The 21,649-nt window shown below is 36.1% G+C and carries 21 protein-coding genes; 18 read left to right on the top strand and 3 right to left on the bottom strand.

What is annotated here, in order from left to right; translation table 11 throughout:
* The first annotated feature begins 146 nt into the window (after positions 1-146).
* The 9 genes from metG to FC86_RS03320 all read left to right on the top strand — a co-directional run bounded on the left by metG (position 147) and on the right by FC86_RS03320 (position 9,190).
* Complete coding sequence (gene metG, locus FC86_RS03360; RefSeq protein ID WP_056974632.1) at positions 147-2,153, top strand: methionine--tRNA ligase; 2,007 nt, start codon at positions 147-149, stop codon at positions 2,151-2,153.
* Complete coding sequence (locus FC86_RS03355) at positions 2,153-2,926, top strand: TatD family hydrolase (protein WP_056974631.1); 774 nt, start codon at positions 2,153-2,155, stop codon at positions 2,924-2,926. Before metG ends, FC86_RS03355 begins: the two co-directional genes overlap by 1 nt.
* Positions 2,919-3,503, top strand: a complete 585-nt coding sequence (gene rnmV, locus FC86_RS03350) for a ribonuclease M5 (RefSeq protein ID WP_056974629.1) — start codon at positions 2,919-2,921, stop codon at positions 3,501-3,503. The genes FC86_RS03355 and rnmV overlap by 8 nt, the downstream gene beginning before the upstream one ends.
* Complete coding sequence (rsmA, locus tag FC86_RS03345; protein WP_056974627.1) at positions 3,481-4,359, top strand: 16S rRNA (adenine(1518)-N(6)/adenine(1519)-N(6))-dimethyltransferase RsmA; 879 nt, start codon at positions 3,481-3,483, stop codon at positions 4,357-4,359. The genes rnmV and rsmA overlap by 23 nt, the downstream gene beginning before the upstream one ends.
* A 78-nt stretch (positions 4,360-4,437) precedes the next feature.
* Positions 4,438-4,686: a Veg family protein gene (locus FC86_RS03340; protein ID WP_056974624.1), complete on the top strand. Its 249-nt coding sequence runs from the start codon at positions 4,438-4,440 to the stop codon at positions 4,684-4,686.
* Positions 4,687-4,783: 97 nt separating this feature from the next.
* On the top strand, positions 4,784-5,611 hold the full coding sequence (gene purR / locus FC86_RS03335) for a pur operon repressor (protein WP_056974623.1): 828 nt from the start codon (positions 4,784-4,786) through the stop codon (positions 5,609-5,611).
* Positions 5,612-6,748: a VanZ family protein gene (locus FC86_RS03330; RefSeq protein WP_056974622.1), complete on the top strand. Its 1,137-nt coding sequence runs from the start codon at positions 5,612-5,614 to the stop codon at positions 6,746-6,748.
* Between the two features lie 4 nt (positions 6,749-6,752).
* Positions 6,753-8,141, top strand: a complete 1,389-nt coding sequence (glmU, locus tag FC86_RS03325; RefSeq protein WP_056974620.1) for a bifunctional UDP-N-acetylglucosamine diphosphorylase/glucosamine-1-phosphate N-acetyltransferase GlmU — start codon at positions 6,753-6,755, stop codon at positions 8,139-8,141.
* A 68-nt stretch (positions 8,142-8,209) separates the two neighbouring features.
* A complete protein-coding gene (locus FC86_RS03320) occupies positions 8,210-9,190 on the top strand; it encodes a ribose-phosphate diphosphokinase (RefSeq protein WP_056974618.1) in 981 nt (326 codons plus the stop codon).
* A gap of 51 nt (positions 9,191-9,241) precedes the next feature.
* Here the strand turns inward: FC86_RS03320 and mscL are convergent, their stop codons facing one another.
* On the bottom strand, positions 9,242-9,622 hold the full coding sequence (mscL, locus tag FC86_RS03315) for a large-conductance mechanosensitive channel protein MscL (RefSeq protein ID WP_056974616.1): 381 nt from the start codon (positions 9,620-9,622) through the stop codon (positions 9,242-9,244).
* Positions 9,623-9,624: 2 nt separating this feature from the next.
* The gene (locus FC86_RS03310) at positions 9,625-10,983 is read right to left on the bottom strand and encodes an HD domain-containing protein (RefSeq protein WP_056974614.1); all 1,359 of its coding nucleotides are present in this window, start codon (positions 10,981-10,983) and stop codon (positions 9,625-9,627) included.
* A 160-nt stretch (positions 10,984-11,143) separates the two neighbouring features.
* Between FC86_RS03310 and FC86_RS03305 the strand changes: the two genes are divergently transcribed.
* The 5 genes from FC86_RS03305 (at position 11,144) to FC86_RS03285 (ending at position 15,647) form a co-directional block, all read left to right on the top strand.
* Positions 11,144-11,554 (top strand): DUF1934 family protein, encoded by a 411-nt coding sequence (locus FC86_RS03305; protein WP_056974612.1) that lies wholly within the window; start codon positions 11,144-11,146, stop codon positions 11,552-11,554.
* Positions 11,555-11,597: 43 nt separating this feature from the next.
* Positions 11,598-12,119 (top strand): DNA-directed RNA polymerase subunit delta, encoded by a 522-nt coding sequence (gene rpoE, locus FC86_RS03300; RefSeq protein WP_056974610.1) that lies wholly within the window; start codon positions 11,598-11,600, stop codon positions 12,117-12,119.
* A gap of 135 nt (positions 12,120-12,254) precedes the next feature.
* Positions 12,255-13,868, top strand: coding sequence for a CTP synthase (locus tag FC86_RS03295; protein WP_056974608.1), 1,614 nt, complete (start codon positions 12,255-12,257; stop codon positions 13,866-13,868).
* Between the two features lie 163 nt (positions 13,869-14,031).
* Positions 14,032-15,300: a UDP-N-acetylglucosamine 1-carboxyvinyltransferase gene (locus FC86_RS03290; protein WP_056974606.1), complete on the top strand. Its 1,269-nt coding sequence runs from the start codon at positions 14,032-14,034 to the stop codon at positions 15,298-15,300.
* A 101-nt stretch (positions 15,301-15,401) separates the two neighbouring features.
* Positions 15,402-15,647 (top strand): type B 50S ribosomal protein L31, encoded by a 246-nt coding sequence (locus FC86_RS03285; protein WP_056974604.1) that lies wholly within the window; start codon positions 15,402-15,404, stop codon positions 15,645-15,647.
* A gap of 55 nt (positions 15,648-15,702) precedes the next feature.
* On the opposite strand, the gene FC86_RS03280 is transcribed toward FC86_RS03285, so the two are convergent.
* Positions 15,703-16,932, bottom strand: a complete 1,230-nt coding sequence (locus tag FC86_RS03280; protein WP_056974602.1) for a multidrug efflux MFS transporter — start codon at positions 16,930-16,932, stop codon at positions 15,703-15,705.
* Between the two features lie 158 nt (positions 16,933-17,090).
* Here FC86_RS03280 and FC86_RS03275 point away from each other — a divergent pair, with 158 nt between their 5' ends.
* From FC86_RS03275 to alr, 4 genes are all read left to right on the top strand, one after another.
* Positions 17,091-18,467, top strand: coding sequence for a UDP-N-acetylmuramoyl-tripeptide--D-alanyl-D-alanine ligase (locus FC86_RS03275; RefSeq protein ID WP_056974600.1), 1,377 nt, complete (start codon positions 17,091-17,093; stop codon positions 18,465-18,467).
* Positions 18,468-18,495: 28 nt separating this feature from the next.
* Positions 18,496-20,076, top strand: coding sequence for a degradosome RNA helicase CshA (gene cshA / locus FC86_RS03270; RefSeq protein ID WP_056974598.1), 1,581 nt, complete (start codon positions 18,496-18,498; stop codon positions 20,074-20,076).
* 75 nt (positions 20,077-20,151) lie between these two features.
* Complete coding sequence (gene acpS / locus FC86_RS03265; RefSeq protein WP_056974596.1) at positions 20,152-20,520, top strand: holo-ACP synthase; 369 nt, start codon at positions 20,152-20,154, stop codon at positions 20,518-20,520.
* A complete protein-coding gene (gene alr / locus FC86_RS03260; protein ID WP_056974594.1) occupies positions 20,504-21,646 on the top strand; it encodes an alanine racemase in 1,143 nt (380 codons plus the stop codon). The genes acpS and alr overlap by 17 nt, the downstream gene beginning before the upstream one ends.
* The last annotated feature ends 3 nt before the right edge of the window (positions 21,647-21,649 follow it).

Below are 21,649 nucleotides of genomic sequence, written 5' to 3'. Positions count from 1 at the left end.
ATTGGCGAATTTCGCCAATCTTTTTTGTTGTCCTTGCCATTGTGAAATAAAAATCGCTATAATTGAGAGTATACCTAAAAAGAGCAGTATTAAGAGGAATTATGATTGTGATATACTGTAAACGATTATAAATAAGGAGTTTAACTATGTCTGATAAAACATTTTACGTCACAACCCCCATTTATTACCCATCTGGAAAACTAACAATTGGAAATGCTTATACAACAGTTGTTGCCGATGTTTTGGCACGTTACAAACGCCAAAAAGGCTACGATGTCTTTTTCCTAACAGGTACAGATGAGCATGGGCAAAAAATCGAAGAAAAAGCAGAACAAGAAAACACAAACCCAAAGGCTTATGTTGATAAGATGGCTGCTAGCTACAAAGAACTTTGGGAAATGTTGGATATTACTTACGACCGTTTTATTCGTACGACTGATGAAGATCATCAAAAAGGTGTACAACAAATTTTTGAAAAGTTGCTTGAACAAGGCGATATTTACTTAGGTGAATATGAAGGTTGGTATTCAGTTAGTGATGAAGAATACTTTACAGAATCACAATTGGATGAAGTTTACCGTGATGAAAAAGGTAAAGTAATTGGTGGTAAAGCACCTTCAGGACATGAAGTTGAACTAGTGAAAGAGCCAAGTTACTTCTTCAAAATGAGTAAATACGCTGACCGTTTAGTTGAATACTACAACAATCACCCAGAATTTATTCAACCTGAATCTCGTCGTAACGAAATGATTAATAACTTCATTAAGCCGGGTCTTGAAGATCTTTCAGTTACACGTACAACAATTGACTGGGGAATTAAAGTCCCTTCTGATCCAAAACACGTTGTTTACGTTTGGATTGATGCGTTGGCAAACTATATCACAGCGCTTGGTTACGGTTCAGATGATCACAAATTATATGACAAATTCTGGCCCGCTGATGTGCATTTAGTTGGAAAAGAAATTGTTCGTTTCCACACAATTTACTGGCCAATTATGTTGATGGCACTAGACTTACCACTACCAAAACAAATTTTTGGTCACGGTTGGGTCTTGATGAAAGACGGTAAAATGTCTAAATCAAAAGGAAATGCTGTTTACCCTGAAATGATTGTTAACCGTTTTGGTTTAGATGCTCTACGTTACTACTTAATGCGTGAAATCCCATTTGGAAATGATGGTATCTTTACACCTGAAGATTTCGTTGAACGCGTGAACTACGATTTAGCTAATGACTTAGGGAACTTATTAAACCGTACTGTTTCAATGATTAACAAATATCATCAAGGACACGTACAATCTCTTGGTGAGCATTTAACTGATTTTGACGCTTCGATTGAAGAAAAGGCAGCAGAAACAATTGCAAAATATGATGAGTTAATGAATAGTTTTCATTTCTCAAAAGCGTTGGACACTGTTTTTGAATTTGTTCGTCGTGCTAACAAATATATTGATGAAACACAACCTTGGGTATTGGCTAAAGACGAAACTAAAGCAGCTGAATTACAAGATGTCATGTCACACTTAGCTGAGAGTTTACGTTTGATTGCCTTGTTAATTAAACCAATCATGACACAAACACCTCACAAGATTTTTGAACAACTAGGTCTTTCAGAAGATTCAAAATCAGCTCATGAACTAGCATTTGGTGCTTATGACTGGGGTCACGTTGTGGCAACTAAAGCAACACCTATTTTCCCAAGACTTGAAAAAGAAGTTGAAATTAAATACATCAAAGACCAAATGGCTAACTCTAAAGATAAAAAACAAAGTCGTTCACAAAAGAAACAAGCCTCTGCAAAAAACGATGAAAAAGCAACCGACAACGAAATTCAATTTGATGATTTTGTTAAAGTTGAAATGAGAGTTGGACAGGTACTAGAAGTTGAAAAAGTAGAAGGTTCTGACAAATTACTTAAATTCCAACTTGATTTTGGCGAAGAAAAACCACGTCAAATCCTATCTGGAATTGCTAACTTCTATCCTGAAGAACAAGAATTAAAAGGCAAAAAAGTAATTGGTGTTATTAACTTGAAACCACGTAAGATTTTTGGTCAAATGAGCCAAGGAATGTTACTTTCTAGTGAAAAAGGCAAAAAAGTGCAATTAGCAATTGTGGATGATTCACACGAAAACGGAGCTGAAATCGGATAATGAAATTATTTGATGCACATACGCATTTAAACGATACGCCTTTTTTAGGTAAAGAGGCAGAGTATATTCAACGTGCAAAAGATTTAACGGTTACGGACATGGCCATTATTGGGTCAAATCCGGACATGAATCAACGTGCAGTTGAGCTGAGTGAAGAGTTTGACCCGCTTTATGCAGTAGTTGGTTTTCACCCAGATGATGCAAAACTATACAATGAACAAGAAGAAGCAGTTTTAAAAGAGTTGCTTCAAAAAGAAAAAACAGTTGCAGTTGGCGAAATTGGATTGGATTATCACTGGGATGCTTCAAAACGTTCAACACAACATGAAGTTTTTGAACGTCAATTGCAGTTGGCTTATGATATGAAGTTACCTGTTTCCATTCATACGAGGGATGCATTTGAAGATACTTATGCGATTTTGAAAAACTTCGGTAAAGTGGATACTTATGGTGGGGTTATTCACAGTTTCAACGGAAACCCAGATCAATTACAACGTTATTTAGATCTTGGGTTGAACGTTTCTTATAGTGGTGTGGCTTCTTTTAAAAACGCTAAAGAAGTTCATGAATCAGTGATACAAACACCGCTCGATAGAATGATGGTCGAAACAGATGCGCCATATCTAACGCCAACACCTTATCGTGGTAAGCAAAACGAACCAGGCTATACTTATTATGTAACTAAAGCCATTAGTGAATTGAAAGGAATCGACGTAGAAGAGGTTGCTGATGCGACTTATCGTAATACGTTGAAATTTTATAATCTTGACTGAATTTAAAATTGAAGAAGTGGTTGTTGTGGAAGGAAAAGATGATATCAAACGGTTAAATCTTTATTTTCCAGGTATCAAAACCATTCAAACGCAAGGATCTGCAATTTCAGAACCAATTTTAGACCAGATTGAGACGGCTTATCATAAAACGGGGGTCATTGTTTTAACTGATCCTGATTTTAATGGTGAAAAAATTCGAAAAAAAATTTTAGAACGCCTGCCCAAAGCTAAGCAGGCGTTTTTGCCGCGTGATAAAGCTGTTCCCCAAAAATCTGGCGGGAGCTTAGGGATTGAACACGCATCAAAAGTGGACTTGCTTGAAGCGTTAAAAGGCGCACGTTTAACGCAACAACTTTATGAACCAGAAGTAACTCGCCACGATTTAATTGAACACGGTTTAGTTTTTGGGCCTAATGCACGATTTTTAAGAGAGCAATTAGGTAATCAGTTAAAAATTGGTTATGGTAATGCAAAACAATTAGAGAAAAAATGTGCAACATTTCAAATTACCAAAGTAGAATTTGAAGTTGCCATGAAACAAGTGAAGGAGAATTATGAAGAGTTTACCCATCGGTGATCCAATAAAAACATCACAAATTATTCATGACTACGGTCTAAGAGCAAAGAAAAGTTTAGGACAAAACTTTCTAACTGACTTAAATGTGTTGGAAAATATTGTTGAGAGTGCTGAAATAACACCTGAAGATCAAGTGCTTGAAGTAGGGCCAGGAATTGGTTCTATTACACAACAGCTTGCTGAAACGGGTTGTAAAGTCGTTAGTTTTGAAATTGATCAACGTTTTATTACTGTTTTAGATGATGTATTGAGTGAGTATGATAACGTTGCTATTATTAATCAAGATGTATTGAAAGCAGATTTAGATAAAGAATTGTCTGTATATTTTGATTTAGATAAACCCATAAAAATTGTCGCCAATTTACCTTACTACATTACAACACCTATTATGTTTAAACTATTAGAAAGCCGACTTAAGTTGACTTCTATGACTGTATTGATGCAAAAAGAAGTAGCAGATCGTATTGTTGCTAACCATGGCTCAAAAAACTGGGGGCCATTATCAATTGCAGTTCAAATGGTTGGTGATCCGGAAATCAGCTTCGCCGTACCACCCAAATCATTTAATCCTGCACCAAAAGTAACTTCAGCGATTCTAAATTTAAGATTGACAGGTAATAAATATCAAGATGTGATTTTTGATCATCAATTATTTGATCAGGTTGTCAATGCTGGATTTAAACAAAGAAGAAAGACAATCTATAATAATCTGAAGCAAGCTTTCGGAGCAAAAGGAAAGTCGCCAGAGGATATTAAATTAATATTAAAAAATGCGAACATTCCTGAAAACTATCGTGCAGAACAATTAACAATTAATGACTTTATTCGGTTGACTAACTGTGTTCAACTCAGGTAAAATTATATAGTTTAAGACTAAAAATTTGCTATCCCTTGACAAATTCGTTATAATAGTGTTGCAGGGGAGAGTGAACATATGCTAATGACATTACAAAAGATTAAGCAACAACTTGAAGACCATATTGGTGAAGATATTACAGTTGTGGCGCAAGCCGGTCGTAAAAAGATTACTCGACGTAAAGGAACACTAACTAAAACTTACCCATCAGTGTTTTTGGTTGATTTAGACCAAGAAGAAAATCACTTTGAAAGAGCTTCTTATAGCTATACAGATTTATTAACTGAAAATATAAAATTGGAATTTGAAGTTGTTCAAGACGCTTAAATTTTCCCGAACAATCATTAGTAATTTTATAGAATTACTAGTGGTTTTTTTTATTTTGCGGTATCCTTGAAACAGAAATATAAACGGAGGCACAATTATGAAACGATCAGAACGTCTTATTGATATGACGCAATATCTTTTATCAAAACCACATACATTGATTTCGCTACCATTTTTTGCGAGTAAGTATGATTCTGCCAAATCATCAATCAGTGAAGACCTTTCTATTCTAAGAAAAACTTTAGCGACCAACCAAAATGGCTATTTGCAAACCATTGCAGGAGCGGCAGGCGGTGTGCGTTATATCCCGTTCATGGGAAGAGTAGATGCGATTAATTTGGTTGAAGAATTAATCAAAAATGTTGATGATGAGGATCGAATTTTACCTGGTGGGTTCTTATATCTATCAGACATTATTGGCAATCCTCAGCTTTTACAAGCAATTGGTAAATTAACAGCTACACATTTTGCTTTTAGTGATATCGATGTCGTGATGACTGTCGAAACAAAAGGAGCTCCAATAGCAGCCGCTGTTGCCCGCTTCTTAAATGTTCCGTTTGTCATTGTTAGAAGAAAGCCAAAAATTACTGAAGGACCAACAATTAGTGTGAACTATATTTCAAGTTCTGGTACACGCTTTGAAAAGATGGAACTAGCTAAGCGTAGTCTAAAACCGCATTCAAATGTTTTGATTGTTGATGATTTTATGAAAGGTGGCGGTACTATTAATGGTATGGTCAATCTTGTTAATGAGTTTGATGCGAACGTGAGTGGTATTTCTGTCTTATGTGAGGCCAAAACTTCTGAAAAATCTGTAGCAGACTATGTTTCGCTACTAAATTTAGAAGAAGTTGATCCTGTCAGCAAACAAATCAAAGTAAATCCAGGAAATGTTATCGAAAGAACTAATTTCGAGGTGTTCTAATTGGGCTACGTACAAGTTATTAAAACAGCTGTTTTATTGTTTCCAATTTTAGCACTAATCATTTCATTACCCGTTTTTATCAGGCAGTATCATAAGTATCAGGCGTTTGTTTTTTGGCGAGGCATTATGATTTATTCTTTTGTCTTTTATATGCTAGTGGCTTATTGTTTGATTATTTTGCCACTTCCTGATATCCAGGCGGTTGCAAACCTCAAAACGCCAACGTATAACTTACACTTATTTCAATTTATAACAGAATTTAAAAATGAAACGCCTTTGATAGTAAGTAAACCACAGACGTATCTGCAAACATTGAAAAGTGCCAGTTTCGTCCAACCTTTATTCAATCTGTTTTTAACTATTCCATTTGGTGTTTATCTCAGGTATTACTTCAAACGAAGTTTCAAACAAGTACTAGTACTTGGGGTTTTACTATCGTTATTCTTTGAATTAACACAGTTAACAGGGCTTTATGGTATTTATCCAAGGTCTTATCGGTTGTTTGACGTTGACGATTTATTGTTGAATACTTTGGGAGCTGTTTTTGGATTTTTGTTAACACCAGCGATGACATTCTTATTTCCCACTCAGGATAAATTGTCACAAAAAGCAGGATCTTTAAAGAGTCAAGTTTCGCTTATTCGACGTTCAGTTGCTCTTGTGACCGATATGCTAGCTCTTGGGATTATAGATTCCATCATTTCAGGTGCATTAAAAACGGCGCAAGTTAACGGTAGTGAGCTTATATCTAAAGTGATTACAATTGTTATTTTGTTTGTCGTAGTTCCCTTGTTCAAAGGACAGACTATAGGAAAATGGGCCGTTAAAATAAAAATGGTTGATGCCAGAGATGGGACAAAACCCGGATTTTGGCAATTAATTTTCCGTCAATTTGAATTATATGGTGTTATTATCCCATTCATGACAGTCGCAACACCTTATGTATTGGCACTGTCTGGGAGAATTGCTGAAGACAAGCTGACACAACTTTATTTCCTATCAATTTTTATGTTGTTTCTGAATTTATTATTTGTCGGCTATTTGGTTTGGCAAGCATTTAAGCCATCGCCCATTTTATTTTATGAAAGATGGTCTAAAACCAAACAAGTGAGTCAGATAACAGAAGAGGAGAGCTAATCCAATGGATCAAAAAAATATTATTATCTTGGCTGCTGGTCAAGGAACCAGAATGAAGTCAAAACGTTACAAAGTCTTACACGAAATTTTAGGTCGTAGTATGGTCGACCATGTCTTGACACAAGTTGAAAAACTCGACCCACAAAACATTGTAACGGTTGTTGGTCATGGTGCTGATGAAGTTAAAAAGGCGTTAGGTGACCGCACACAATACGTTTTACAAGCAGAGCAATTGGGAACGGGTCATGCGGTAATGCAAGCTGCAGAACTACTCAAAGATAAAACGGGTAGCACTATTGTGGCTAATGGTGATACGCCGTTATTAACAGCTGAAACTTTTGAAAAATTATTTGATTCTCATCAACAACTTCACGCAAAAGCGACAGTTTTAACAGCAAAAGCCCCTAACCCTTCAGGCTATGGTCGTGTTATTCGTAATGAAGATAATGAAGTGATTAAGATTGTTGAACAAAAAGATGCTTCCGAAGCTGAAAAGAGGATTGATGAAATTAACACAGGTGTTTACTGTTTTGATAATCAAGCGCTATTTGATGCTTTAAGTCAAGTAACCAACGATAATGCACAAAATGAATATTACATCACTGATGTGATTGAAATTTTGAAATCTCAAGATGAGGTGATTTCAGCTTATCAAATGCCAGATTTTGACGAGTCAATGGGGGTTAATGATCGCTTAGCCTTAAGTCAAGCAACTAAAGTAATGCGTAACCGTGTTAACAAGAAACATTTATTAAATGGTGTTACCATTATTGATCCTGAGAATACATATATTGATGTTGATGTTGAAATTGGGTCTGATACAGTTATTGAACCAGGTGTTTATTTACAAGGTCAAACCAAGATAGGTGAATCTTGTATGATTACGACAGGTTCAAAAGTTGTAGATAGTCAAATTGATGCTAATGTAACCATTCATTCTTCAACCATAGAAAATTCTGTGATGGAAAGCCATACAGACGCTGGCCCATATGCGCACTTACGTCCTCAATCTCATATTAAAAAATATGCCCATATTGGAAACTTTGTAGAAATCAAAAAAGCCGTAATTGGTGAACATACTAAAGTTGGCCACTTGACTTATGTTGGGGATGCAACTTTAGAAGATCATATTAATATTGGCTGTGGAGTTACTTTTGTTAATTATGATGGTGTCCAAAAATTCCATACAACAGTCGGGTCTCATAGTTTCATTGGAAGTAGTTCAAATATTATAGCTCCTGTGAACATTGCGGACCATGCGTTTGTTGCAGCGGGATCAACAATTACAAAAGATGTTCCAAAACATGCCATGGGTATTGCACGACAAAAACAAACTAACAAAGAAGACTTTTGGAAACGATTACCGTTGGCACAAAATCCAGATTGGAACTAGAATTGGTTTATTTTTTAGTCTAATTTTGGTATTATGTTTTTTGGATTGTAAGAAAAGTGGAGGAAAAAATGACAGATCAGTATTCAGATAAAAAGATGAAACTTTTTGCATTAAATTCAAATCAACCTTTAGCACAAAAAATTGCAGATACAGTTGGTTTAGAACTAGGAAAATCTAGTGTAAGACGCTTTAGCGATGGTGAAATTCAAATCAATATTGATGAATCCGTTCGTGGTTCAGAAGTCTTTATCGTGCAGTCAACAAGCGCCCCTGTAAATGATAATTTGATGGAGCTATTGATTATGATTGATGCACTACGTCGTGCTTCAGCTAACAGTATTAATCTAGTAATTCCTTACTATGGTTATGCTCGTCAAGACCGTAAATCACGTTCAAGAGAACCTATTACAGCTAAATTAGTGGCTAATATGATTCAAAAAGCAGGTGCAGATCGTGTGCTAGCACTAGATTTACACGCTGCTCAAATTCAAGGATTCTTTGATTTACCTGTCGATCACTTAATGGGTGCCCCATTACTTGCTGATTACTTCTTAAATCAACATTTAGACGAAAACACAGTTGTTGTGTCTCCTGATCACGGTGGTGTTCCTCGTGCTCGCCGTCTAGCAGAATTCTTAAAAGCCCCAATCGCAATTATCGATAAACGTCGTCCGAAAGCCAACGTTGCTGAAGTGATGAATATTATTGGTGATGTTAAAGGTAAAAGAGCTATCATTATTGATGATATGATTGATACTGCAGGTACAATTACGCTAGCTGCTCAAGCATTGAAAGATGCTGGTGCAACTGAAGTTTATGCAAGTTGTACTCACCCTGTTTTATCAGGTCCAGCAATTGATCGCATTGCAAACTCTGCAATTAAACAACTTGTTGTGACAGATTCAATTAACCTACCACAAGAAAAAATGATTGATAAAATGGTTCAAGTTTCTGTAGGTCCGCTAATTGGAGAAGCGATTAAACGTATTTACGAAGATGAACCCGTAAGTCCATTATTTCAAACACGTTTTCAATCAAAGAAAAAATAAACCAAATTAAAAAAGCTTACTGAGTTTTCTCAGTAAGCTTTTTTGTTAATATTATTTGTTTTGTTGTTTCAACAAGTCGCGAATTTCTTGTAAGTAAACTTCTTCTTGACTTGGTTTTGGAGCAGCTTTTGGTTTTTCTTCTTCTTTTTTGCGAAGACTGTTGAAGAACTTAGCGATTAAGAAGACCACAAATGCTGTGATCAAGAAGGCAATGACATCATTTAAGAATTGCCCTACTAAGAAGTTTGCACCTGCAATTGAAAATTGAATATTTGATAAGTCAACCTTGCCCAGAAACAATCCAATAAATGGATTTAAAAGATTCTTAGTTAATGAGGTCACAATACTTGAAAAGGCACTACCAATTAAAACCCCAATGGCTAAGTCTAAAACATTCCCACGAGAAATAAATTGTTTAAATTCTTTAAGCATAATTATGCTTCCTCCCTTTGTGAAAGTAGTTCACCATTTTTTATGTAACTTTGAAACTCGGCGTAAAGTTCTTGAAGCTCTGGGTCCTGTGAGTTACCTTTTATCATAACTCGAGGAAAGTAGAAGCGTTCATCTCCTTCTTGTTTACCAGAAATGGCTTCAACAATTTTACTTAATTTAGAAAGCTCCATCCAATTTGAATCGCTAATCATAATTTCAATCTGAGTTTTAGGTTTCTTTTGATCAGGATGGTAAGCATCATATGGCAAGTCAAAGCTGTCATTTAATGCCGTATAATAATCAGAATCGAACCCGACTTTTTCAACAAGAGTTTTCAAATACTGAATTTGAGGTTTGCTTTCGTCGGTTATTTGCACAGATTTAAATGGTTTGCGATCGAGGAATTTGCCTGCTAAATCACTTAATATTTTATCATGATGGTAACGTAAAAGCGAAAAATTAGCATTCAATACGCCGTCATCTAAATTTAAATAATCTTCAAGTGTGAAATTATGCTCTAAAAATGGCGCAAGTAAATTAGACATACTGTTTTTAGGGAGTTCCCCTTGTTCATAAACATATTTAGCACGTTCAAGTAAATGAGTTAAGACCACTTCCATCCCACGTGAAGCAGGGTGGAAATAAACTTGTTGATACATTTGAAATCTGGATAGAATGTAATCCTCAACAGCGTGCATCCCATTTTTTTCAAAAGTAATACCGCCAGAATATGGACGCATCACACGTAGAATACGAGTTAAGTCGAACATCCCATATTGTGTACCCGTCATATAGGCATCACGTAATAAGTAATCCATACGATCAGCATCGATTTGGCTTGAAATCATTTGAACCACTTGCGGATTGGGATAGGTCTTGTTGATAACACTTGCCACTTTTTCTGGAAAATCAAGACTAACTTTTTTCAGTACTTGATTGATTTCTGTTTTTTCGGATGTGATGATTTCTTGTGTGAATTGTTCATGATCGGTGTGGAAAATATGTTCAAATGTGTGTGAATAAGCACCATGTCCCACGTCATGAAGTAAGGCAGCAGCTAAAGCAACAATGCTTTCGCTATCATCCCAAAGACCGTCTCCAGCTTCTTTTGAAGGGTAGTTACGGTTAAAGTTATTCACAATTTGACGTGTTACTTCATAAACTCCAAGTGAATGGGTGAAGCGAGAATGTTCGCCACCATGAAAAGTAAATGCAGCACCGCCAAGTTGGCGAATGCGGCGAAGACGTTGAAACTCACGTGTATCAATGAGTTCAAGAATAAATGGATATTCAACGTGAATATAATTATGCACGGGATCACGCAATACTTTTTCACGTGGTAATTTTTGGATAGATTTCATTGAGATAATCTCCTTTATATTAGCCATAGTTACAATTAACATTAGTATTTTTATTTTAACATTTTTAAGATTGATTTGATAAATCATTTTAGGGTTAGACTTGATGGCTGTTGTCTGATATAACTAAGGTGAGACCATAGCAAAGGAAAGATAATCGTAGATGGCAAAAGAAGTTCAAGTATCTTTAATTACACAAGTATATCAAGAGGGTGAAGTGGAAACTTATCAACATGAAGTTCCGGGTTTGTTAGATGTCATATCTGATTCTCAAATTTTGAGTTATACAGAAGAGTCTGGTGCTGAAGTCGAATTTAGAATTTTTAGCACTTATGTCAAAATGACAAGGACTGCTGATGATCAAAATAGTTCGAGTTTGCATTTTGAACCCAATCAAACTCACAATGGGCGTTTTTTAGCTCAAGGATTTCCACTAGATTTGACGGTTGAAACGCAGCAGTTAGACTTGATTCAATCATCAATTGACTCGCAAATGCTCAAAGTTGAGTACAAATTATTTAATCATGGTCAAAAAATTGGAGATTATATGTTAAAATTGATTTTTGAAGCATAGTTTAGTATTATGAAGAGTAGACTTTTGAAAGGACGTGCATCACGTGAAATTGGATGTATTTAATGGCCAAAACGTAGAAGAACTTTCAATGATTGAAGTAGCACATGCAATCTTGGAACAAAGAGGCGAAAAAATGGCCTTTGCTGATTTAGTAAACGAAATTCAACGCTTTTTAAACAAAAGTGACGAAGTTATTCGTGAAGATTTACCACAATTTTATACAGATTTAAATATCGATGGCAGCTTTATTTCACTAGGTGAAAATGTATGGGCACTACGTTCTTGGTATCCATATGATTCCGTTGATGAAGAAGTTAACCACCCAGAAGATGATGACGAGACAACTCGTGATCGTAAACCTAAGAAGGTTAATGCGTTCCTAGCAGCTGTTGAAGATGAAGATATTATCGATTACGACTCTGATGATCCAGAAGATGAAGAATTAGATGTTGAAGACGAAGATTTTGATTCTGAAGACTTAGAAGACGACGATAAATCAGACACATTGCCAGACGGTATCGAAGGTAAATTAGCTGATTTAGATGACGACGACGAAGATGAATAATTAAATTATTAACTTGATTTTTTAACTTAAATCTTGTAATATACTTTTTGGGCGTCTTTACAGATACGTCAGCTCCCTGATATTCAGGGAGCTATTTTTGTTTTTCCCTGACTTTTTTAGAAGGAGATTGATTATATGACCAAGTATATTTTTGTAACAGGTGGAGTAGTTTCATCCCTAGGAAAAGGTATTATTGCTTCTTCCTTGGGACGTTTATTAAAGAATCGTGGATTAAAGGTGACAATGCAAAAATTTGACCCTTATATCAATATTGATCCTGGAACAATGAGTCCATACCAACACGGTGAAGTTTTTGTTACTGACGATGGTGCAGAAACTGACTTAGATCTTGGTCATTACGAACGTTTTATTGATATCAATTTAAACCGTTACTCAAACGTAACAACTGGTAAAGTCTATACTGAAGTTCTACAAAAAGAACGTCGTGGTGAATACAACGGTGCAACCGTTCAAGTTATTCCTCACATTACTAACATGATTAAAGAAAAAATTATGCGTGCAGCCACAACAACTGATTCTGATGTAATTATCACGGAAATTGGGGGAACTGTTGGGGATATTGAATCAACACCTTTCTTAGAAGCCTTAAGACAAATGAAAGCTGATGTTGGTTCTGAAAATGTGATGTACATTCACTCAACTTTAATTCCTTACTTAAAAGCTGCTGGCGAAATGAAAACAAAACCAACACAACACAGTGTTAAAGAGCTTCGAGGTATTGGTATTCAACCTAACATGCTTGTTTTAAGAACAGAAAGTCCTGTTGAACAAGAAATGAAAGATAAAATTGCGAATATGACTGATGTGCCAGTTGAAGCAGTTGTTGAATCCGTTGATGTTGATAATCTTTACCAAATTCCATTGAACTTGCAAGCACAAAGTATGGATCAAGTTGTTTTAGATTTCTTACACCTTGATGCTCCAAAAGCTGATATGACAGAATGGAAAGCATTGCTTAACCGTGTGCAAAACTTAAAACATAAAACAACTATTACATTAGTTGGTAAATATGTTGAATTACAAGATGCTTATATTTCAGTTTCTGAAGCTTTAAAACATGCTGGATATGCTTTTGATTCAGATATTGAAATCAAAAAGGTTCAAGCTGAAGACATTACAAAAGAAAATGTTGCTGAATACTTAAAAGATACAGATGGTTTGATTGTTCCAGGTGGATTTGGAACACGTGGTCTTGAAGGTATGATTGAATCTATTCAATACGCTCGTGAAAACGATATACCGTTCTTTGGTATTTGTTTAGGAATGCAAATGGCTAGTGTTGAATTTGCGCGTAACGTTGCCGGCCTAAAAGGTGCTAATACAGCTGAAGTCGAGTTTGATATTGAAGATAATATTATTGATTTAATGGCTGATCAAAAAGACCAAGAAAACATTGGTGGAACACTTCGTCTAGGCTTATACTCTGCCAAGTTGAAGCCAGGGACAAAAACAGCTGAAGCTTACGATAATCAAGATGTTATTCAAGAACGTCATCGCCATCGCTATGAATTCAACAATGAATACCGTGACTTACTTGGTGAAAAAGGCTTGGTATTTTCAGGAACATCTCCAGATAACCGTTTGGTTGAAATTGTGGAAGTTCCAGAAAACAAATTCCACGTTGCAGCACAATATCATCCGGAATTTATGTCTAGACCTAATCGTCCAGAAGGCTTATTCAAAGCATTTATTAAAGCTGCTTCTGGCTTGGATGAAGTTAATATTTAAAGTTACATTAAAAAGTTGTCGATTTCGACAACTTTTTTTGTATCCATGGTAATACTTGTTGTTAATATCTTGTAATTTTTGCATTTTTCTTATAACATTAAAGTAACGTGCGTCATCAATTATATGACAGCATGGTAATAATAGTTAAAGGACGTTCTTCCTAATGAAAAAAATGATAATCAATGGCGGAAAGACGTTAAAAGGCGATGTTTTCATTGGCGGTGCCAAAAATAGCACAGTAGCACTGATTCCCGCTGCTATTTTGTCACACACGCCCGTTGTCTTAGAGTCTGTTCCCCGTATTCAAGATGTTGACAACTTAATGTCATTATTAATGGATATGAACGTTACCAGTGATTTTGAACAAACAACTTTAACCATTGACCCAACTAATATCGAATTGAGACCGTTACCACATGGTAAGATCAAGAGTTTACGTGCTTCTTATTATTTTATGGGCGCTTTACTTGGTAGATTTGGTCGTGCAAGCGTTGCGTTTCCTGGAGGAGATGACATTGGTCCAAGACCAATTGATCAACATTTTAAAGGAATGGAATGTTTAGGGGCAAAAGTTGAAAATATTGCTGGAGAAATCGTTGTATCCGCACCCAAAGAAGGTCTTAAAGGCGCTCATATCACACTAGATATGACTTCTGTAGGGGCAACCGTTAACATTATTTTAGCGGCCGTAACAGCCACAGGCAAAACTGTTTTAGAAAATGCTGCAAAAGAACCAGAAATCATTGATTTAGCAACTTTCTTAAATAACATGGGAGCTAAAATTCGTGGTGCTGGAACCGATACCATTCGTATTGAAGGTGTTGAAAAGTTAGAAGCCAAAAATGCACATACAATCATTCCAGACCGTATTGAAGCTGGAACATACTTATCTTTAGCAGCTTGTATTGGCGATGGCGTTTGTTTGCATAATATCATCAGTGAACACTTAGATTCATTTTTAGCTAAAGTCGAGGCCATGGGTGTTAATATGGATGTGAATGAAGATTCAATCTATGTCTATCCTTCTGGTGACTTGAGTATGATTCAAGTCAAGACGATGCCTTACCCGGGGTTTGCAACTGATTTACAACAACCCATCACACCGCTTTTGATTTCAGCTAAAAGTGGTGAAGGTGTTGTGATTGATACCATTTACCCTAAGCGTGTTAAACATATTCGCGAATTAAACAAAATGGGTGCTAAAATTAAAGTTGAAAATGACATTATTTTAATTCATCCGGGGTCTAAACTGACTGGTGCAGAAGTTGTTGCTGATGAGATTCGTGCAGGAGCTTCTCTAATGTTAGCGGGGTTAATGGCTGATGGACAAACGGTTATCCATAATGCTGATAACATTTTACGTGGTTATGACTGTGTTGAAGAAAAGCTCAGATTATTGGGTGCAGACGTGACTGTTTATGAAGATGAATAGTAAAAGATGTTTTGCAATTTTTTTTAAGAGATGTTAATATTTATTGTTGTAATAATTATCTCTAGTTTGGCAGACAAACTAGGGCAAAGGAGAAATAAGCTATGAAAAAAAGCATTCACCCAGAATACCATCAAGTCGTATTTATGGATTCAGCAACAGGTTTTAAATTTGTTTCTGGTTCAACAAAACATTCTGATGAAACTGTTGAATTTGAAGGTCAAACATACCCTCTAATTCGTATGGAAATCACATCAGACTCACACCCATTCTACACAGGTAAACAAAAATTTACTCAAGCAGATGGTCGTGTGGACCGTTTCAACAAAAAATACGGTATCCAAGGTTAATTCTGATAATAAAAAAACACGTTCTTATTTTAAGAGCGTGTTTTTTTATGTTGAATTACTTTGATTGGTCATGACGAAGTTCACGAGTATTAATTGTTACCCAGATTAGGTTGACAAGAACCAACAGACTAGTTGATAAAAAGACACCTGGATAGCCTAAGCTACTTGAAACAAACGATCCAATCAAGGGTCCTGCAACATTACCCATGGCTTGAAAGGATTGGTTATAGCTAAATATTCTCCCTGATACTTCGTGTGGTGAATATTTAGCAAGTAGTGTCTGAACTTGCGGAAGCATGGCGGCATCAGAGAAACCAACTAGTAACCTTAATAGACCTAGTTGCCAGACATTTTGAACGAAAGCTTGAGGAATGTAGAGGATTAGGGCAAAAATAATGCCACCAATTAGGATTTTTTGGGTTCCGATTTTATCCCCCAGTCGTCCAAATAAAGGTGCAGCAATCAAAGTAGCCACTCCCGGAAGTGCCGCAACAACTCCACTGACAATAGCTACAGCGCTACCGTTATTAAGTAATTGTTTAACATATAGACTCAGTATTGGATTAACAGAGTTATTTGAAGCTTGAATAATTAACGTGGTAACAAACATTCCCAAGATTAATTTTGGATAAGGGAGGTTTTGGAATATTTTACGAATATTCAATTTTCTTTGTTCTTGTGAAATGGGTTTGAAATCTTCCTTAACCAAAAATATAGTTAAGAAAAAGACGATAAACAACAATGTTCCGGTAATAAAAAAAGTAACGCGATATGAAAAAGCTTGTGCGATAACGCCACCAAATAAAGGCCCCAGTAGAGTTCCAGAGACAACACCTGTTGTTAGTGTTCCCAGTGCTTGTCCAGATTTTTCTTTAGGCACAGTAGTTGCAATTAACGCATTAGCATTACTGACATAACCTGAAAAAACACCTTGTAAAAGCCTTAAAATAACAAGTTGTTGAACATTTGAGACAAGCCCCATTAAAGCAATGATGATGCTCATCCCAAGAGATGCGCGCAGCAGCATCAAACGGCGTCCCTTAGTGTCAGCTAATTTACCCCAAATAGGAGAAACCAGCGCCATAACTAAAAATGTAGATGAAATGGTAATACCACTCCAAAAACTTAGTTGAGATTGTGAAAAATTTCCTAGTGTGTCGATATATAAACTCATAAACGGCACGATAATGCTAAATCCCATTCCTACCATGAAACAACCAAACCACAAGACTTTAAGATTTCGTCGCCAGTTAGGGTCATAGGATTGTGTCAGACTCTCAGACATTTATAATCCTCCTCTTTGAAATAATTAATAGTACTATTCTACTGCTTTTATTAGACAAATAACAACACTAAAGTGAGATAGTTCTTTTAATTACTTACTAAACGCAGTATAATAAACGATGTGCAATTTTTATTTTTCACTAGTTCAGGAGTTTTTAAATGAAAATGATGCTTTCAGAGATTGCTAAAGCAATCGATGCAACAATTGATTCCAACCAGGATGTTGAAATCACAGAGGTACAATTTGATAGTCGTCTAATTAACGTAAATGCGTTATTCGTGCCAATTATTGGTGAGCGAGATGGTCATGATTTTGTATTTGCTGCTAAAGATTCTGGTGCAATTGCAACACTTTGGCAAACAGACCATGAAATCCCTGAAAATTTGGGACTAGCTGTTTTAAGAGTGGATGATTGTCTGGCAGCTCTTCAAAAATTAGCGAAATATTATTTACAAAAAGTTAATCCAAAAGTTGTTGCTGTAACAGGTAGCAATGGAAAAACGACAACAAAAGATATGATTCGTGATGTTTTGTCGACACAGTTTAACGTGCATGCAACAGAAGGTAACTTTAACAATGAGCTTGGTGTACCCATGACCATTTTGAATATGAAGATTAATACCGAAATGTTAGTGTGTGAAATGGGGATGGACCGTCCAGGTCAGCTAACTCAACTTAGCCAAATCGTCTCTCCAGATGTTGCTGTGATTACGATGATAGGAGAAGCGCATCTTGAATTTTTTGGAACACGTGAAAAAATCGCGCAAGCCAAAATGGAAATTACTTCATACTTAAAAGAAGATGGTTACTTAATTTATAACGGTGATGAGCCTTTACTTAACAACTTGGCTCAAAACATTGAACAAGATAAATTAACGTTTGGTTTTGAAAATACCAATCATCTTTATGCAACAAATGTTGAAACAAAGCAAAAGCAAATGAAGTTTCAAACTAACCTTGATGAAGATATTAACTTTACTTTACCTGTAATTGGGAACCATAATGTGTCTAACGCATTAGCTGCGATTTCTGTAGGTGAGGTATTACAAATAGAACCTTCAAATATGCAAAATGCTTTAAGTCATTTTAATTTGACTAAAGATCGTATGCAATGGTTAGAAGGCGATGCAGGAGAAGAGATTATGAGTGATATTTATAACTCTAATCCGACTGCTACTAGAGCTTCGTTGAGTGCTTTTTCTAACGTTTCATTAGTTGATGAAACTAACCAACGCATTGTTGTGTTAGCTGATATGCTTGAATTGGGTGAACAAGGCCCAGAATTACACGCTAACCTTGTGACCGCGTTTTCAAAAGACGCCATTAACCAGGTTTACTTATATGGGCCGTTAATGGCTAATTTATATAGTCAGCTAATCAAAATTTATCCTGAAACTAACTTGCACTACTATGATATTGATCATAAGCAACAACTGATTCAGGATTTACAAGCAACTATTCATGCAGGTGACCTTGTTTTATTAAAAGGCAGTCATGGGTTGCATTTGAGTGAAGTTTTACAGGCACTTTTATAAAAAAGTAGCCAAATTAGGAGGATATTTTTTGAAATTTGATGAATTAAATTTGAACTCGGATATACTACAATCGATTAAGCGTGCTGGATTTGAAGAAGCAACACCAATCCAAGCCCAAACAATTCCTTTGGTATTAGAAGGAAAAGATGTTATAGGCCAAGCTCAAACAGGTACAGGTAAAACAGCTGCATTTGGTTTACCTGTACTACAAGAACTAACACCTCATGCAGGTAGAGTACAAGCTATTGTTATCTCACCAACTCGTGAATTAGCAATCCAAACTCAAGAAGAACTTTATCGCTTAGGTCGTGATAACAAAGCGCGTGTACAAGTGGTTTATGGTGGATCAGACATTTCACGTCAAATTCGTTCACTAAAACAAGCACCTGATATCTTGGTAGGTACTCCAGGACGTCTGCTTGACCATATTAAACGTCGCACAGTTGATTTAAGTCAAGTTCAACACGTTGTGTTAGATGAAGCTGATGAAATGCTAGACATGGGATTTGTGGAAGATATTGAAAGCATCTTGAGCAATGTTCCAAGTAAGCACCAAACTTTACTATTCTCAGCAACAATGCCAAAACCAATCATGCGAATTGCAGAAAAATTCATGCAAGACCCTGAAATTGTGCAAGTAAAATCAAAAAATATAACAGCTGATTTAATTGATCAATACTTTGTTCGAAGCAAAGAATTTGAAAAATTTGATATCATGACAAGACTGTTTGAAATTCAAAATCCAGATTTAACTGTGTTATTTGGACGTACTAAACGTCGTGTTGATGAATTGACAAAAGGGTTACAACTACGTGGATTTAATGCTGAAGGTATTCATGGTGATTTATCACAGCAAAAACGTATGTCTGTATTACGTCAATTTAAAGGTGGTAAACTTGACATCCTAGTTGCAACTGACGTTGCTGCTCGTGGATTAGATGTTTCAGGTGTAACCCATGTTTACAACTACGATATCCCACAAGATCCAGAAAGTTATGTTCACCGTATCGGTAGAACAGGACGTGCTGGAAAAACTGGTGTGAGTGTGACATTTGTATCAGCAAATGAAGAATCATACTTGCGTTCTATTGAAAACTTGACTAAGAAAAAAATGCTACCGTTAAATCCACCAACTAAGCAAGAAGCTTTCAAGGGTCAATTAGAAAAATCAGTTGACCATGTAAAATCATTACTAGGCAAAACTGATCAACTATCTAAATATGAACAAAGTGCTGAAGATTTATTAGCTTCACATGATGCAAAAGAATTAGTTTCTGCATTACTAAAAGAAGTAACTAAAGATCCTTCAGATATTCCAGTAAAACTTACATCAGAACGTCCACTACCTAATAAAAATGGTCGTGGCGGACGTGGTGGCCGTGGCGGTAATGGTCGTCGTAATGGCAATGGCGGTGGTGGCCGTCGCCGTAATAATGATCGTGGTCGTAGCGGAGACCGTCGTAACAACAATGGAGATCGTCGTCGTAGCAATAGCGATCGTGACCGTAATCGTGGTGGCGAACGTCGTAACGGTAATGGCGGTAACAAAAACGGTTCAAGAAACCAAAATAGTTCAAAAAGCGGTAACTTTACAATCCGTAAAAAATAATCAAAAAAGAATTGGGAGTTATTTCCAATTCTTTTTTTAATATTGAGTTTGTGCAAGAAGGAAGGTTTTGCAAAAATGATTATTGGATTAGGCGTCGATATTACTCCGTTGAAAAGAATCGAACAAGCTTATCAAAATAATGCCCGTTTTGCAGAACGAGTATTAACAGTGAATGAATATAAAAAATTTGCAACCTGTACAGAAAAAGAAAAGATTCGGTATTTAGCAGGGAGATTTTCTGTTAAAGAATCTTTTTCAAAAGCTTATGGGACAGGAATAGGCAAAGTGAGACTTAAAGATATTGAAACACTTAACAATAAATTGGGAAAACCAATTACGACAGTAAAAAATTTTACAAAAATAATCCACGTTTCTATCTCTCACTCGCACACTGATGTGATATCACAAGTTATTTTGGAGGATTTAAATGATAATTGCAACTAATCGACACGCACAAGTGAATGTTAATCTTGAAGCAATTAAACAAAACGTTAAACGACAAATTGAATCTTTTAATACAGATGTTGATGTATTTGGCGTTGTAAAAGCTAACGGATATGGCCATGGTATGGTTCCGGTTGCTCAAGCTATTTTACAAGCAGGGGCCAAAGGGCTTTGCGTAGCAATGATTGATGAGGCACTTGAACTAAGACAACAAGGAATTTTATGCCCGATTTTAGTATTAGGTATCCAAGATTCTAGCTTGGCACCATTAGCTGTTGAGTATGATATTTCATTGCCTGTAGGTAATCTTAACTGGTTAAAACAAGCGACAACTTATCTTAAATCAACGCAACAACTTAAAATCCATTTAGCTGTTGATTCAGGTATGGGACGCATTGGATTTATGGATGCTAGTCAAATGCCTGAAATTGAGTCTTTTTTAACAAATCATCAAACCGCTTTTGAAGTTGAGGGCCTATTTACTCACTTTGCAACTGCTGATGAGGCAGACGATAGTTATTTCAATTACCAAGTGAGCCGATTTAATGCGGTTAAAGATAAATTTAATCTTAAACCAAAATATATTCATATGACTAATAGTGCTACGAGTCTGTTTCACCATAATATTCATGGCAATATGGTTAGAATAGGAATTGGGCTATATGGGCTAAATCCATCAAGTAGTCCTAGTGCCAAGGATTTGGATTTGCCGTATGATTTATCACCTGCATTATCACTGACAAGTGAGTTGGTTTTTGTTAAAGAAATCACGCCGGAAATGGGTGTGAGTTATGGTGCTACCTATAAAGCTGAAAAAAGTCAGTGGATTGGGACAATTCCGGTTGGCTATGCTGATGGTTGGTCGCGAAAAATGCAAGGATTCAAAGTTAAAGTTGGAGATGAGTATTGTCCGATTGTTGGACGTGTTTGTATGGATCAATTCATGGTTAAATTATCTAAGCCTTACGATGTTGGAACACGGGTGACTTTGATTTCTGACAATCCAAATGAGCCAAACAGTGTGACAGCCGTTGCTAATTATATAGATACGATTCACTATGAGGTGATTTGTGGTTTGACGCCACGACTTAAAAGGGTATACCATAACAGTATAGAATCGGAGTAAAAG

It is taken from the genome of Holzapfeliella floricola DSM 23037 = JCM 16512 (assembly GCF_001436605.1).
GTDB lineage: Bacteria > Bacillota > Bacilli > Lactobacillales > Lactobacillaceae > Holzapfeliella > Holzapfeliella floricola.
Note: the sequence above shows the minus strand (reverse complement) of the source record. Positions and strands in the feature narration are given on the sequence as shown.